Here is a 15,305-nt window from a genome sequence, read left to right on the forward strand (position 1 = left end):
TCGGCGATGATCCCGACGGTTTGGGTGACGTCCGCGTGGGGTGCAGCACCAACCCGGTCCGTGTCATCACAGGTCGAGCGGTAGAGTCGCGACCGCCCGGTGGGGCGAAAATTCAACCCGGTCGGGTGAGGGAGGGCCGTGCTGCACCTGAGGGTGATCGCTCCGCCGGACCGGTCGCCGCAGGTCGTCGACCTGCTGTCGGCTGAGGCGGGGGTGACCCACCTGGCCGTGCTGCCCGGCGCGGCCCGGCAGCCGCAGGGCGATCTCATCCTCTGCGACGTGGTGCGGGAGAGCGCCGACCGGGTGCTCCAGGGGCTGCGGCGGATCGGCGTGGACACGAGCGGCGGCATCGCCGCTGACGACGTGGAGCTGACCATCTCGACCGCGGCCGACCGGGCCGCCCGCCGGGCGCCCGGCAGCGGCGCCGACGCGGTGGTCTGGGACGAGATCGCGGCGAAGACCGGCGAGCAGACCGAACTGTCCGGCACCTACCTCGCGCTGATCACCATCGCCACCATGATCGCCGGTATCGGTGTGCTGCTGGACCAGCCGATCCTCATCGTCGGGGCGATGGTGGTCGGTCCGGAGTTCGGTCCCCTCGCCGCACTCTGCGTCGCGCTGCTGCGCCGCCGGCTCCGAGTGATCGTCCGGTCGGTGCAGGCCCTCACAGTCGGCTTCCTGGCGGCCATGGTCGCGACCGCGCTGAGCACCTGGGCATTGAACGCCGCCGGTCTGGTCAGTCGGGAGATGCTGCTCGCGGACCGCCCGCTCACCGACTTCATCTGGCGGCCGGACGCGCTGTCCTGGGTGGTCGGCCTGCTCGCCGGTGTGGCCGGCATGCTCTCGCTGACGTCGAAGAAGTCGGGCAGCCTGGTCGGGGTGCTGATCTCGGTGACCACGGTGCCGGCCGCTGCGAACGTGGCGGTCGCCAGCGCCTACGGGGTGTGGGACGAGGCGGCCGGGTCGGCACTCCAGCTGGTGATCAACCTGTGCGCGATCGTCCTGGCCGGGCTGCTCACCCTCGTGGTGCAGCAGCTGTGGTGGTGGGGCCTGGCCCGTCGGTCCCGTCGTTCAGCAGCCGGCTGAGGAGGGTTCGCAACGGGATCGACTCGCCGTCGCGACCACCAGCCCCGACGATCAGCGGTGCCGGGCTGGGCTCCGGGTTGACGCCGAACAGCCGGGCCCGCAGGCCGCCCGGCACGGTCAGCAGGTGGAACCGGCCGGCCACGTCCACCGCCCGGGTCCCGGCCCGGTCGACGTACCAGCCGGTCAGCCGGGTCCGGTACCGCCCGCGCCCGTCGTAGCCCCGGGCGACCAGCCGGGTGGTGGGCAGCCCTCGCCGCGTCGCCTCGGCCACGAACCAGGCCACCAGCTCCGCCGCCTCGGCCTGCTCGGCGGCCCGCCGCCGCGCGTCCGCGTCGGCGTGCGCCCGCACCGCCTGCCGCTGGCGCTCGCGCCACTCCCGGCCGTCCCGCTCACTCACGACGCCGACGGTACGCCCGCGAGTGCGGCACGGCTCAGTCGAGTACGGCCCGCAGCGTGTGCCTCGCGATGTCGGCCATCACCGGGTTGGTCTCGACGTAGTACGGCAGCGCGTTGATCGCCTGCTCCAGGGCCCAGCCGCGCCCACGATCCCAGGTGGCGTCGTCCACGCCGAGCGCCCGCCGGTACGTCTCCCGCGATCCGGCGTCGAGCAGGTTCCACGCCGGCATCAGGTCCACCGCCGGATCACCCACGCCGACCGTGCCGAGGTCGATGACCGCGGCCAGCCGGCCGTCGCGGACCAGCAGGTTGCCGGGCATCAGGTCGGCGTGGATCCACATGTCACCGTCGTCGTGCCGGGGAGCCTCCCGGCACCGGTCCCACACGCCGGCGAGCCGGGCGGTGTCGGTGAGCTGACCGCTGTCGGCGAGGGCCGACCGCACGCCGGCGTCCTCGGCGGCCAGCGGCCCGCCCCGGCCGAACCCGGGCCACGCCCGACCGCCGGTGTCGATGCCGCGCAGAGCGGCGACGACGCCAGCCAGGTCGCGGGCGAAGACGTCCGGATCGTCAATCCGGTCGGGCCGGGCCGGCTCGCCGGGAATCCAGCGGTACGCCGTCCACGGCCCGGGATATCCCGCGCCCGCCTCGCCGAGGCCGAGCGGTTCGGGCACCGCGATCGGCAGGTGCGCGGCGAGCAGCCGGGTGCTCCTGCTCCCGCCGCAGCTCGGTGCGCGGCTCTGGGTCGGCGGTGGGTCGCAGCGGGAACCGTAGGACGATCTCCGGGCCGAGTCGGAAGAGGGCGTTCACCGTGCCGGACGACGGAAGCGGGCGGACCGGGAGGGCCCGCCACTCGGGAAACTGTTCGGCCACCAGCGCGGCGACCACATCCGCGGTGACGTCAACCTGGTCGGTGTGCATCCTCACTGCGAGATCATCACCCCGGACCCCACCGCCACGCGATCCGATTTCCCGCGCTCCCGCCCGGCGCCCCGACGCTCCCGCCCCAAACGCTCGCGCCCCCGCGCCTCCGCCCCCGGGGCTGGCCTCTTCCAGGCGATCGCGCTTGTGGCGGCCCTACCCTCAGCCGCCTGACCCCAGACGGCGGCCTAACCCCTCAAGTCCATGCGGCCTCATCTCCATGCGGCCTCTCCTCCATGTGGCCCCTCCACGCGGGCTCCTCTACGCGGGGCTCCTCTACGCGGGCTCCTCTACGCGGGCTCCTCCATGAGTGCTCACCCTCGGCCAGCCTCACCTCCACGCGGCCCACCCCCCACGTGACCTCGTCTCCGCGGCCGCCCACGCCCCGAAGTCCCTGTCAACCCGCCCCAGATCTGGAGCGCGCTGCAAGGGACCGCAGATCTTGGACAGTTTCCGTTCCCACCTGACGGAAACTGTCCAAGATCTGCACGGGGAAGGCCGTCGGCAGGGGTTGGTGATCTGGGCAAGGGTTGCTCCGACGGCGTGGGGATTGCTCCGGTGACCCCGCGGAAGCCTCGCCGACCGTTGCTCAGCCCCGGCTGGGGGCGAGCCGATGACCTACGGGTGCGTCGCCGGCGGCTGCTAGATCGGGTGGGGTCTGTGCCGATGACCCTGCGAGTGCGTTGCCGGCTGTTACTCAGTCCTGGTGGGGTCCGCTCCGACGACCTGCTAGTGCGTCGCCGGCCGTTGCTCCCCGGTGGGCATGCCCCAGAAGTGGGGCAGCTCGACAGCGTCCGGGTTAGGGAATGGATGGGTCGGTCACTGAGGCGGGCAGGGCGCCGGCCGCCCGGGATGGCCGCCGATCTGGCGGGCATCCCGGACGGTGTGGGCGCGTCGCGGCGCGCGGTCGGTCAGGCCAGGCCGGCGCGGCGCAGGGCCTCCGCCATCGCGTCGTTGGCCGGTGCCGCCGCGCCGTTACCCCGGCCCTGTCGCTGCTGCCCGCCGCGTTCGCTCTGCCCGCCACCCGCACCCTGACCGCCGCGTCCGCCCTGACCGCCGCGCTGGTCGGGGCCGCCGCGTCCGCTCTGTGAACCGCGCTGAGCCGGCCCGCCGCGTCCGTCCTGGCTGGCCCGGCCGCTGCGGGCACCCTGCTTGTCGCGGGTGCCGTCGGGTGCCGCGCCCGGCTCGTCCTCCAGGCGCAGGGTGAGCGAGATCCGCTTGCGGGGTACGTCCACGTCGAGCACCCGGACCTTGACCACGTCGCCGGACTTGACCACCTCGCGGGGGTCCTTCACGAAGGTTCGGGACATCGCCGAGACGTGCACCAGACCGTCCTGGTGCACCCCGACGTCCACGAACGCGCCGAACGCGGCCACGTTGGTGACCACGCCCTCCAGCACCATGCCCGGCGTAAGGTCACCGATCTTCTCCACACCCTCGACGAAGGTGGCGGTGCGGAACTCCGGCCGAGGGTCGCGGCCCGGCTTCTCCAGCTCGGCGAGGATGTCGGTGACGGTGGGCAGGCCGAACCGGTCGTCGACGAAGTCCGTCGCGCGCAGCCCGCGCAGGATCCCGCTCTTACCGATCACCGAGCGCAGGTCCTGGCCGGTTCTGGAGAGGATCCTCCGCACCACCGGGTACGCCTCGGGGTGCACGCTGGACGAGTCCAGCGGATCGTCACCGTCGGGGATGCGCAGGAAGCCGGCGCACTGCTCGAACGCCTTGGGCCCGAGCCGGGCCACCTTCTTCAGCTCGGTACGCGACCGGAACGGCCCGTTGGCGTCGCGGTGCAGCACGATGTTCTCGGCCAGCCCGGCGCCGATCCCGGAGACCCGGGTCAGCAGCGGCGCGGAGGCGGTGTTGACGTCCACCCCGACCGCGTTGACGCAGTCCTCCACCACCGCGTCCAGCGACCGGGACAGCTTCACCTCGGACAGGTCGTGCTGGTACTGCCCCACCCCGATCGACCGCGGATCGATCTTGACCAGCTCGGCGAGCGGGTCCTGGAGCCGGCGGGCGATGGACACCGCGCCGCGCAGCGAGACGTCCATCCCGGGCAGCTCCTGGGAGGCGTACGCGGAGGCCGAGTAGACCGACGCGCCGGCCTCGGAGACCACCACCTTCGTCAGGTTGAGCTGCGGGTGCCTCTTGATCAGGTCACCGGCCAGCTTGTCGGTCTCCCGGGAGGCGGTGCCGTTGCCGATCGCCACCAGCTCGACGCCGTGCGCGCCGGCCAGCCGGGCCAGCGTCTCGATCGACGCGTCCCACTGCCGGCGCGGCTCGTGCGGATAGATGGTGTCGGTGGCGACCACCTTGCCGGTGGCGTCCACCACGGCCACCTTGACCCCGGTACGCAGACCCGGGTCCAGCCCCATCGTGGGCCGGGTGCCGGCCGGCGCGGCGAGCAGCAGGTCCCGCAGGTTCATGGCGAAGACGCGTACCGCCTCCTCCTCGGCCGCCTGCCACAGCCGCATCCGCAGGTCCGCGCCGAGGTGAATGAGGATCCGGGTGCGCCATGCCCAGCGAACCGTGTCGGCCAGCCAACGGTCGGCCGGGCGGCCCACGTCGGACACGCCGAACCGGCCGGCGATCACCGCCTCGTACCGACTCGGGCCGGTCGGCGCGGCGTCCGCCGCGCCGGCCTCCTCCGGCTCCATGGTCAGGTCGAGCACGCCCTCCTTCTCGCCCCGGAACATGGCCAGGATCCGGTGCGAGGGCAGCTTCGGGTACGGCTCGGAGAAGTCGAAGTAGTCGGCGAACTTGGAACCGGCCGCTTCCTGACCCTCGCGTACCCGGGACACCAGCCGGCCCCGCGACCACATCTGCTCGCGCAGCGTGCCGATCAGGTCCGCGTCCTCGGCGAAGGTCTCGATCAGGATCGCCCGGGCGCCCTCCAGCGCGGCGGCGGCGTCGGCGACGCCCTTCTCCGGGTCGACGAACCCGGCGGCGGTGGCCCGCGGGTCCTGGGCGGGGTCGGCCAGCAGCGTCTCGGCCAGCGGCGCCAGCCCGGCCTCGCGGGCGATCTGCGCCCGGGTCCGCCGCTTCGGCTTGTACGGCAGGTAGATGTCCTCCAGCCGGGACTTCGAGTCGGCGGCCATGATCTGTGCCTCCAGGGCCTCGTCCAGCTTGCCCTGGCCGCGGATCGACTCCAGGACGGCGGCCCGCCGCTCGTCCAGCTCGCGCAGGTAGCGCAGCCGCTCCTCCAGGGTGCGCAACTGGGTGTCGTCGAGCAGGCCGGTGGCCTCCTTGCGGTAGCGGGCGATGAACGGCACGGTGGCGCCGCCGTCGAGCAGCTCCACGGCCGCCCGCACCTGACGCTCGGCCACGCCGAGCTCGCCGGCGATCCGCTGATGAACAGACTGGGTCACGATCTCGATCCGCCTTCGGAAGTGGGTACCGCCTGCATTGTGCCGGGCGGTGCCGGGCGTTGTCGCCGCGCCCGGCCGGGGCGACCCGGCGGCGGCTACTCCGCGCCTGCGCTAGCGTGGCGATCATGGAAACAGCTGCGGAGCCGCGCGCCCGGCGGCTCTTCGGCGGCAGCGCCCGGGCCCTCGGCGACCTCACGGCCAACCCGTTCCGCGCCGACCGGGACCGGATCGTCGGCTCGCCGTTCTTCGCCCGCCTCGGAGGCGTCACCCAGGTGATCAGCCCGGTCGGCTCCGGCCTGCTGGTGCACAACCGGCTCACCCACAGCCTGAAGGTCGCCCAGGTGGCCCGGGCGATCGCCGAGCGGCTGACGGCCGATGATCGGTGGCGTGACCTGCTGGACAAGCTCGGCGGCTGCGATCCCGACGTGGTGGAGGCCGCGGCGCTGGCCCACGACCTGGGCCACCCGCCGTTCGGGCACCTGGGGGAGCGGGTGCTGGACCGGCTGGCCCGGCAGCGCCTCGGCCTCAGCGACGGCTTCGAGGGCAACGCCCAGTCGTACCGGATCGTCACCAGCACCGAGATCCGGGGCGCGGCTACCACCGGGCTGGACCTGACCGCCGCGGTCCGCGCGGCGATGCTGAAGTACCCCTGGACCCGGCTGGACCACCCCGACCCGCACCCCCGCCTGCTGGACCCGCGGCCGCGGGGGGCCACCCCGCCGCCGGACGACCCGGAGAGCGGTTCATCGAAGTTCGGCGCCTACCGGACCGAGCTCGACGACCTGCGCCAGGCCCGGGAGCCGTTCGCCGGCCGCATCCCGGACTGGCAGCAGACCGTGGAGGCGTCCGTGATGGACACCGCCGACGACATCGCGTACGCCATCCATGACGTCGAGGACTTCTACCGGGTCGGGGTGCTCCAGCAGGGCGCGGTCTCCGCTGAGCTGATGGCCTGGCAGCGGGAGAGCGGGCACTTCCGGGCGATCACCGACGCGGCGCTGACCACCGCGGCCCGGCGGCCCGGTGCGGCGATCGAGCGGCTGCGCCGGCAACTGCACCGCAAGGACGCCTGGATCGCCGACGACGACGCGTTTGCCGCCGCCGTCGAGCACGTCCGGGAGGAGTTGGTCGACGGGCTGCTGGCGATGCCGTTCGACGGCTCGATCGAGGCCGAGCAGTACGTGGCCCGGTTCTCCGCCCGCTGGTCCACCCGCTTCGTCGAGGCGATCACGGTGACCGACCAGCCGTCGGTGCGCTCCGGGTACGTGCTGCTCGGCTGCGCCCAGTGGCACGAGGTGCAGGTGCTCAAGTTCGTCCACCACCGGTTCGTGCTGGCCCGCCCCGACCTCGCGCTGCACCAGCGCGGCCAGGCCAGCCTGCTGGGCACCCTGGTCGAGGCGCTCTGGGAGTGGCTGCTCGACCCGGAGGAGGAGTCCCGGCTGCCCCGGCGGCTGCACGACCTGGTCGAGCTGGCCGAGGCGGAGCTGCACCCGCGCACTCTGGACCGGATCGGGCGTGCCCGGGGGCGGGCCATCGTGGACTTCGTCGCGCAGCTCACCGACGGCCAGGCGGTGGCCATGCTGGACGCGCTCTCCGGCCGCTCCGGCGCGCTCTGGACCGACGCCTTCGTGCTCTAGGCGACGGCCTGCCACCAGCCGTCGACGGCGGGTGGGTCGTCGACCACCACGCGCTCGCCGGGGCGGGGGACGGCCAGCCGGACGTCGCGGGCCTTCGCCTCGGCCCAGAGCCGGTTCACCGGCTCGGACCAGTCGTGCAGGGCCAGGTTGAACGTCGCCCAGTGCACCGGGATGAACAGCCCGCCGCGCAGGTCGAGGTGAGCGTCGACCGCCTCCTCCGGGAACATGTGGATGCTCGGCCAGGCCCGGTCGTACGCGCCAATCTGCATTAGCGTCACGTCGAACGGCCCGTGTTCCGCGCCGATCGCCGCGTACCCGTCGAAGTAGCCGGAGTCGCCGGTGTAGAAGACCTTGCGGGCCGTTCCCTCGATCACCCAGGAACTCCAGAGCGTGCCATCACGGCGCAGCCCCCGACCGGAGAAGTGCTGGGCCGGAGTGGCGATGACCGTCAGCCCGCCGATCTGGTGACTCTCCGACCAGTCCAGCTCGATGATCCGTTCCGCCGGTACGCCCCACCGGTCCAGGTGCGCCCCCACCCCGAGCGGCACCAGGAACGGCGCGGACTGCCGGGCGACCAACTCCTGGACGGTGGCCATGTCGAGGTGGTCGTAGTGGTCGTGGGAGATGAGGATCGCGTCGAGTCGGGGCAGCTCCTCGAGGCGTACCGGGGGTTCGTGCAACCGGCGGGGCCCGACCACGGCCGACGGTGAGCAGCGCTCGCTCCACACCGGGTCGATGAGCACCCGGTACCCCTCGATCTCCACCAGTGCGGAGGCGTGGCCGTACCAAATGATGCCAAGTTCCCGGTCGGTGTCGATGGTGGCCGGTTCCTTCGCCGGACGCAGCAGCGGCACGGCGGTGCTCGGGCGGCGCTTCTGCTTGCCGAAGATCAGCTCGCGGAGCAGGTTGCGGCCCGGGTCGGCGACCATCGTGCGGGTGCCGGCCTGGTTGTGGAACGTGCCGTCGCGAAACTGGGGCGAGCGGCCCGCTCGTTCGGCCCGGGCGCCGGCGAGCCGGCCGCCCAGTGCCGCCGGCACGTCCCGGGCCACCCAGGCCAGGCCGGCCAGCGCTGCCAGCCCTGCCGCGCCGCCCATCCGTCGCCCGAGCGACCGTTCGACGTCCGTGCGTTCCGCTGGTGCCATCGCCGTCCCTCCGCCGTGTCCCGTACTACACGGTAGTCACCCGGACCGGCTCGCGCCTCGGCGGTCGCCGCACCGGGCCGGCCGCCGCCACGGCGGCCGGCCCGGGCGCGTGCTCAGCCGCCGTTGCTGGGCCGCCGGGCCGTGGCCCGGTACGCCGTGCCGGCACCGGCGAGCCGGTCCACCGCGGCCAGGAACCGGGGGCCCATGGCGGCCCGGGCCTGGACGGCCGGGTGGGTGGCGCCGAAGTCGTCCGGGTCGGCCTGCCCGTCGGCGAAGAGCGCGTACGTGAGCACCGCGGCGCCGGACCGGTCGAAGATGATCCCGGCCTCGTGCCGCGCGTCGGCGAACCAGCCCGCCTTGGTGGCGATCCGGGCCCGCTCGTCGGAGGACATGGTGCGCCGGATCCCGTCGGTGAACGCCACCGGGGCGCGCAGCAGCCCGAGCAGGAACGCCGTCGAGGCGGGGGAGAGCAGGGTGCCGGCGACCAGGGCGCGCAGCAGGTCGTGCGTCTCGCGGGGGGTGCTGGTGCCGAGGAAGAACCGGTTCGGGTTGGCCACCGGCTCGACCTGCGTGTTCGGGAAGCCCTTGGCGACCAGGATGGCGTTCAGCTCGGCGGCCGGGCAGACCGACCCGCACAACCGCACCGCCGTGTCGTCGGACACGGTCAGCAGCGTGGCCAGCACGTGCCCGAGGGTCACGCTGCTCGGGTACGCGCCGTCCAGGCTGAAGATGCCGTCGCCGCCCGGTACGACGATTGCCGCGGTCACCTCGACCCGCTGGTCCAGGGTGAGCAGGCCCCGGTCGACCTTGTCCAGCACCGCCGTGGCGACCGCGATCTTGTTGACGCTGTACGCCTCGATCCGCCGGTCCGCCTCGGCCGCCACCGCGACCACGGGCGCGCCGGCCGGGTCGGCCACGCTGACGTACGCCTGCCAGTTGCCGCCGGCCTGGGTGCTGCTCCGGGCGTAGCTGGCGGCGACCCGGCGGGCGGCCTGGGCCGGCGTGGTCGGGCTCGGTTCGGTCGTCCCGGCGGCGCTCGCCGGGCCGGCGGCGGCGAGCACCGTACCGGCGGTGGCCACCGTGCCCAGCCCGAGCGCGGTCCTGCGGTTCAGTCGGATGGTCAATCGTCTCCCCCATCGTGGTGCGCCGGAGCGCGTGCCGGACCACCACCCTAGGGGAGTTGATCGATACAAGGTGCCCCCCGACCGCTCACCCGAGCCACCGGCGCAGCGCGGCGCCAGCCGGCCCGGGGACGCTGCGGGCGAGCTGCCGCAGGTCAGGCAGGTGACCGCCGCGCACCGCCTCGCCGGCCGGGTTCGGGGCGAAGACCGTGCCGTCGTGCGCGGCGACCGGCCGCCCGCTCAGGCCGGCCAACCGCATCAACGGTCCGACCAGGACGTCGTACACCCCCGGCAGCACGGTGAAGCCGGTTCGCAGCACCACGTTCAGCCGGCCCACGGACACCTCCCGGCGGGGCCGGTCCACGCAGTCCACGATGGCCCGCGCCACCCGTTGTGGGCTGGTGACCGGCGGCGGAGGTCGGCCGAACCGGCCCAGGTAGTTCGCCGCCTGCTGGTACACCGGCGTGTCCACGCTGCCCGGGTTGATCAGGCACAGCCGGATCTGCGGGCTGTCGCGCAGCTCCTGCTGCAGCGTCCGGACCAGCCCCTGCAACCCCCACTTGCTGGCCACGTACGCGCTCATGTACGGCGCGGTGATGTGCGCGAGCACCGAGCCGGTGAGGATCAGGGTGCCGGCTCCGGTGGCCCGGAAATGCCGCAAGGCCACCCGCGCCGAGCCGGCCGCGGCCAGCAGATCGGTTCGCACCACCTGGTCGAAGACCCGCTCCGGCAGCTCGTCGAAGCGCCCATAGGCCATGACGGCGGCCGTGTGCACCCAGACGGCGGTGCGGCCGAACCGGTCGATCGCGGCGCCCGCGAGCGCGTCCAACGCGCCCGGCTCGGTGACGTCGGTGGGCACGGTCAGCACCTCTACGTCGGCGCACTCCTCGCGTACCTCGGCGAGGGTCTGTGTGGCGCGGGCGGCGAGGACGAGGCGGTCTTCGCGCTCGGCGAACGCCCGGGCCGTCGCCCGGCCGATCCCGCTGGTCGCGCCGGCGATCACCACGACCCGGCTCACGGAGCGAGCACGACCTTGATGCAGCCGTCCTCCTTCTTCTGGAACATCTCGTACGCGTGCGGCGCCCTGGCCAGCGGCACCCGGTGGGTCCGCAGGTCCTCCACGTCCAGCGGATCGTCGTCACCGGCGAGCAGCGGCAGGATCTCGTCGGTCCACCGGCGCACGTGGCACTGCCCCATCCGCAGCTGGATGCCCCGGTCGAACATCTCCATCAGCGGCATCGGGTCCGCCTCGCCGCCGTAGACGCCGGAAAGCGAGACGGTGCCGCCGCGGCGGACCCCCTTGATCGCGGCGTGCAGGACCGAGAGTCGGTCCATGCCGACGCGGTCGGTCATCGTCTGGGCCACCTTGTCCGGCAGCAGTCCGACCGCGGCGTGGGCCAGCTTGCCGACCGGTGAGCCGTGCGCCTCCATGCCGACGGCGTCGATCACCGCGTCCGGGCCGCGTCCGTCGACCAGGTCGATCAGCGCACCCGGCACGTCGTCGAGTTCCCGGACGTCGAGCACCTCGATGCCGTGCCGGCGGGCCAGCTCCAGCCGCTCGGGCACCAGGTCCAGCCCGATCACCCGGCCGGCGCCGAGGTGGCGGTCGATCCGGGCGCAGAACTGGCCGACCGGGCCCAGCCCGAACACGGCCAGGGTGCCGCCGGGCGGGGTGTCCGCGTACTTCACCGCCTGCCAGGCGGTGGGCAGGATGTCGGAGAGGTAGAGGTAGCGCTCGTCGGCGCCGGTCTGCGGGACGGTGATCGGTCCGAAGTGAGCCTGCGGGACGCGCAGGTACTCGGCCTGCCCGCCGGGGACCGAGCCGTAGAGCGAGGTGTAGCCGAACAGCGCCGCGCCCTTGCCCTCGCTGCCGACCTGGGTGGTCTCGCACTGGGCGTACAGCTGGCGCTGGCACATCCAGCAACTGCCGCAGGAGATGTTGAACGGCACCACCACCCGGTCGCCGGGCTTGAGCCGGGTCACGTCCGGCCCGACCTCCTCGACGATGCCCATCGGCTCGTGGCCGAGGATGTCGCCGGGCTTCAGGTACGGCCCCAGTACCTCGTACAGGTGCAGGTCCGAGCCGCAGATCGCGGTCGAGGTGACCTTGATGATCGCGTCGGTCGGCTCCTCGATCCGGGGGTCCGGGACGTCCTCGACCCGTACGTCCCGCTTGCCGTGCCAGGTGAGTGCCTTCATGCCGCTGGTCCCCTCTCCGGTGCCGTCCCTCGGACTGCTACCCGCGCGCCGGCACTTGAACCGGTCCCGGGCGGCTACCTCGGGCGTGGCTGGGGGGATCGTCCGGTCCGGTCGGCTCGGTTCCGGTTCGGTCGGCTCGGTTCCGGTTCGTCGGTGGTTGCGGTGGGGCTGGGGGCGACCGTCCCCGGCTCCGGGCGGTCAGGCTTGATCCCTGCGCCGGGGACGCTCGCCCCCAGCCCCGAGCCGGTCCGGGTCCGTCCGGGTCTGCCGGACCGCCCGCCCGTGCGCCGGTCGCCCGCCTGCGGATTTTCGTGTGCCGTGGTCGCCTCTGGGTGGCCTTGTCGAGGCGTCTAGTGATCAACTCGGTTTGCGTGGTGTCGGGGTGTGCCGGGCGCGGGGATATGCCGAATTTCCAGGGACCGGAGCTGATCTCTGGCCCCGGAGGGCCGGCCTCAGCATCCGCGGTCTAAGTCGGCCGGGTTCCTCGTCGCCGGCGCTGGAACAACTGACCCATCTCAGCGCCAAGTGCAGTGGGAACGAGCCGCTGGCCGGCACCCGCGCGGGGTGCCGGCCAGCGGCTTATGTGCGTACTCGGGAAGAACCCGGACCGGGGCGCGGGACGGTGACCAGGTCAGGGCTGGGGGCGACCGTCCCCGGCGGAGGGATCAAGCCTGACCGCCCGGAGTCGGGGACGGTCGCCCCCAGCCCGAAGCTCGACCACGGAAAGCCCGACCAGGCTCAAGAGCCCGGGGTGTTGTCGCCCCGCTTCGAGGTGGCCATGAGGTAGTCGCGGTTGAGCCGGCCGATGGTGTTCAGCGGAATGCCCTTCGGGCAGGCCGGGGTGCACTCACCGGCGTTGGTGCAGCCGCCGAACCCGGCCTCGTCGTGCGCGTCGACCATGCCGATCACCCGGGTGTACCGCTCCGGCTGGCCCTGCGGCAGCAGCGAGAGCTGGGTGAGCTTGGCGGCGGTGAAGAGCATGCCGGAGCCGTTCGGGCAGGCGGCGACACACGCGCCGCAGCCGATGCAGGCCGCCGACTCGAAGGCGGCGTCCGCGTTGGCCTTGGCCACCGGGGTGGAGTGCGCCTCGGGCGCGCTGCCGGTCGGCGCGGTGATGTAGCCACCGGCGGCGATGATCTTGTCGAAGGCGCCCCGGTTGACCACCAGGTCCTTGATCACCGGGAAGGCACTGGCCCGCCACGGCTCGATGTCGATCGTCTCGCCATCGGTGAACTGCCGCATGTGCAGCTGGCACGCGGTGGTGCCGCGCTGCGGCCCGTGCGCGTCACCGTTGATCATCAGGCCGCACATGCCGCAGATGCCCTCGCGGCAGTCGTGGTCGAACGCCACCGGGTCCTCGCCGGCCAGGATCAGCCGCTCGTTGAGCACGTCGAGCATCTCGAGGAACGACATGTCCGGGGACACGTCGTCGACCTGGTAGGTCACCATCCGACCCTTGTCCTCAGGGCCCTTCTGGCGCCAGATGCGCAGGGTCAGGTTCACTTGTAGCTCCGCTGCGTTGGGTGGACGTATTCGAACTTCAGGTCTTCCTTGTGCAGCACCGACGGCTCACCGGTGGCGGTGAACTCCCAGGCCGCCACGTACGCGAACCGGTCGTCGTCGCGCTGCGCCTCGCCGTCCGGGGTCTGGTGCTCGGCCCGGAAGTGGCCGCCGCAGGACTCCTCGCGGTGCAGGGCGTCGATGCACATCAGCTCGGCCAGCTCGAAGAAGTCGGCCACCCGGCCGGCCTTCTCCAGCGACTGGTTGAGCTCCTCGCCGGTGCCGGACACCCGGACCCGCTGCCAGAACTGGTCGCGCAGGGCGCGGATCTCGCCGATCGCCTTGAGCAGCCCGGCCTCGCTGCGCTCCATGCCGCAGTGCTCCCACATGATCTGACCCAGCTCCCGGTGGAACGAGTCCACCGTCCGGTCGCCGTTGACCGCCAGCAGCCGCTGGATCCGGTCCTCGACGTCGGCGCGCGCCTCGACCGCCGCCGGGTGGCTGGCGTCGACCTTCTCCAGCGGACCCGAGGCCAGGTAGTTGGCGATCGTGGTCGGCAGCACGAAGTAGCCGTCGGCCAGGCCCTGCATCAGCGCCGAGGCGCCGAGCCGGTTCGCGCCATGGTCGGAGAAGTTCGCCTCGCCGATCACGAACAGGCCGGGGATGCTCGACTGGAGGTCGTAGTCGACCCAGAGACCACCCATCGTGTAGTGCACGGCGGGGTAGATCCGCATCGGCACCTCGTACGGGTCCTCGCCGGTGATCCGCTCGTACATCTCGAAGAGGTTGCCGTACTTGGCCTCGATGGCCTTGCGGCCCAGCCGGCCGATCGCGTCGGCGAAGTCGAGGTAGACGCCGAGCTTGGTCGGCCCGACGCCCCGTCCCTCGTCGCAGACGTTCTTCGCGGCGCGGGAGGCGATGTCGCGGGGGACCAGGTTGCCGAACGAGGGGTAGATCCGCTCCAGGTAGTAGTCCCGCTCGTCCTCCGGGATGTCCCGGGGGTTGCGGTCGTCGCCCTTGGTCTTCGGCACCCAGACCCGGCCGTCGTTGCGCAGCGACTCGCTCATCAGGGTCAGCTTCGACTGGTGGTCGCCGGAGACGGGGATGCAGGTCGGGTGGATCTGCGTGTAGCAGGGGTTCGCGAAGTAGGCGCCCTTGCGGTGTGCCCGCCAGGTGGCGGTGACGTTGCAGCCCTTGGCGTTGGTGGAGAGGTAGAAGACGTTGCCGTAGCCACCCGAGGCGAGCACGACGGCGTCGGCCATCTCGGTGCTGATCTCGCCGGTGACTAGGTCCCGGACCACGATGCCCCGGGCCTTGCCGTCCACGATGACCAGCTCCAGCATCTCGTGCCGGGCGTTCATCTCCACGTTGCCGAGGCCGATCTGCCGCTCCAGCGCCTGGTACGCGCCGAGCAGCAGCTGCTGGCCCGTCTGCCCCCGGGCGTAGAAGGTGCGCTGTACCTGGGCGCCGCCGAAGGAGCGGGTGTCCAGCAGGCCGCCGTACTCGCGGGCGAACGGCACGCCCTGGGCGACGCACTGGTCGATGATGTTGACCGAGACCTCGGCCAGCCGGTGCACGTTCGACTCCCGGGAGCGGAAGTCGCCGCCCTTGACGGTGTCGTAGAACAGCCGGTGCACCGAGTCGCCGTCGTTGCGGTAGTTCTTCGCGGCGTTGATGCCGCCCTGCGCCGCGATCGAGTGCGCCCGGCGCGGGCTGTCCTGGTAGCAGTAGGACTTGACGTGGTAGCCCTGCTCGGCGAGGGTCGCCGCGGCCGAGCCCCCGGCCAGGCCGGTGCCGACCACGATCACCGTCATCTTGCGGCGGTTGGCGGGGTTGACCAGCTTGGCCTCGAAGCGCCGGGTGTCCCAGCGCTTCTCGATCGGGCCGGTGGGAGCCTTGGTGTCGGCGATCGGGTCGCCCTCGGTGAAGAGTTCCATG

At 72.7% G+C, this 15,305-nt stretch carries 11 protein-coding genes; 2 read left to right on the forward strand and 9 right to left on the reverse strand.

The window, feature by feature from the left end; translation table 11 throughout:
- The first annotated feature begins 138 nt into the window (after nucleotides 1–138).
- Entirely contained in the window at nucleotides 139–1,086 is a 948-nt protein-coding gene (locus BUS84_RS33740; RefSeq protein WP_074318401.1) for a DUF389 domain-containing protein, read from the forward strand.
- Here the strand turns inward: BUS84_RS33740 and BUS84_RS33745 are convergent.
- The 3 genes from BUS84_RS33745 to BUS84_RS33755 form a co-directional block, all read right to left on the reverse strand.
- Complete coding sequence (locus BUS84_RS33745; RefSeq protein ID WP_074318402.1) at nucleotides 1,016–1,483, reverse strand: hypothetical protein; 468 nt, start codon at nucleotides 1,481–1,483, stop codon at nucleotides 1,016–1,018. The genes BUS84_RS33740 and BUS84_RS33745 overlap by 71 nt on opposite strands.
- A 34-nt stretch (nucleotides 1,484–1,517) precedes the next feature.
- Nucleotides 1,518–2,153: an aminoglycoside phosphotransferase family protein gene (locus BUS84_RS33750; RefSeq protein ID WP_208869794.1), complete on the reverse strand. Its 636-nt coding sequence runs from the start codon at nucleotides 2,151–2,153 to the stop codon at nucleotides 1,518–1,520.
- 1,158 nt (nucleotides 2,154–3,311) lie between these two features.
- Nucleotides 3,312–5,768, reverse strand: coding sequence for a Tex family protein (locus BUS84_RS33755; RefSeq protein WP_244298811.1), 2,457 nt, complete (start codon nucleotides 5,766–5,768; stop codon nucleotides 3,312–3,314).
- A gap of 125 nt (nucleotides 5,769–5,893) precedes the next feature.
- Between BUS84_RS33755 and BUS84_RS33760 the strand changes: the two genes are divergently transcribed.
- On the forward strand, nucleotides 5,894–7,405 hold the full coding sequence (locus BUS84_RS33760) for a deoxyguanosinetriphosphate triphosphohydrolase family protein (protein ID WP_074319313.1): 1,512 nt from the start codon (nucleotides 5,894–5,896) through the stop codon (nucleotides 7,403–7,405).
- On the opposite strand, the gene BUS84_RS33765 is transcribed toward BUS84_RS33760, so the two are convergent.
- The 6 genes from BUS84_RS33765 to BUS84_RS33790 form a co-directional block, all read right to left on the reverse strand.
- Nucleotides 7,402–8,547: an MBL fold metallo-hydrolase gene (locus BUS84_RS33765; protein WP_074318404.1), complete on the reverse strand. Its 1,146-nt coding sequence runs from the start codon at nucleotides 8,545–8,547 to the stop codon at nucleotides 7,402–7,404. The genes BUS84_RS33760 and BUS84_RS33765 overlap by 4 nt on opposite strands.
- 113 nt (nucleotides 8,548–8,660) lie before the next feature.
- Nucleotides 8,661–9,671 (reverse strand): serine hydrolase, encoded by a 1,011-nt coding sequence (locus tag BUS84_RS33770; RefSeq protein ID WP_143728601.1) that lies wholly within the window; start codon nucleotides 9,669–9,671, stop codon nucleotides 8,661–8,663.
- Between the two features lie 85 nt (nucleotides 9,672–9,756).
- Complete coding sequence (locus BUS84_RS33775) at nucleotides 9,757–10,686, reverse strand: SDR family NAD(P)-dependent oxidoreductase (RefSeq protein WP_074318405.1); 930 nt, start codon at nucleotides 10,684–10,686, stop codon at nucleotides 9,757–9,759.
- Entirely contained in the window at nucleotides 10,683–11,867 is a 1,185-nt protein-coding gene (locus tag BUS84_RS33780; protein WP_074318406.1) for a zinc-dependent alcohol dehydrogenase, read from the reverse strand. The genes BUS84_RS33775 and BUS84_RS33780 overlap by 4 nt, the downstream gene beginning before the upstream one ends.
- Nucleotides 11,868–12,605: 738 nt before the next feature.
- Nucleotides 12,606–13,370, reverse strand: a complete 765-nt coding sequence (locus tag BUS84_RS33785) for a succinate dehydrogenase/fumarate reductase iron-sulfur subunit (protein WP_074318407.1) — start codon at nucleotides 13,368–13,370, stop codon at nucleotides 12,606–12,608.
- A complete protein-coding gene (locus BUS84_RS33790; protein ID WP_074318408.1) occupies nucleotides 13,367–15,304 on the reverse strand; it encodes a fumarate reductase/succinate dehydrogenase flavoprotein subunit in 1,938 nt (645 codons plus the stop codon). The genes BUS84_RS33785 and BUS84_RS33790 overlap by 4 nt, the downstream gene beginning before the upstream one ends.
- Between the last annotated feature and the right edge of the window lies 1 nt (nucleotide 15,305).

It is taken from the genome of Micromonospora cremea (genome assembly GCF_900143515.1).
Lineage (GTDB): Bacteria > Actinomycetota > Actinomycetes > Mycobacteriales > Micromonosporaceae > Micromonospora > Micromonospora cremea.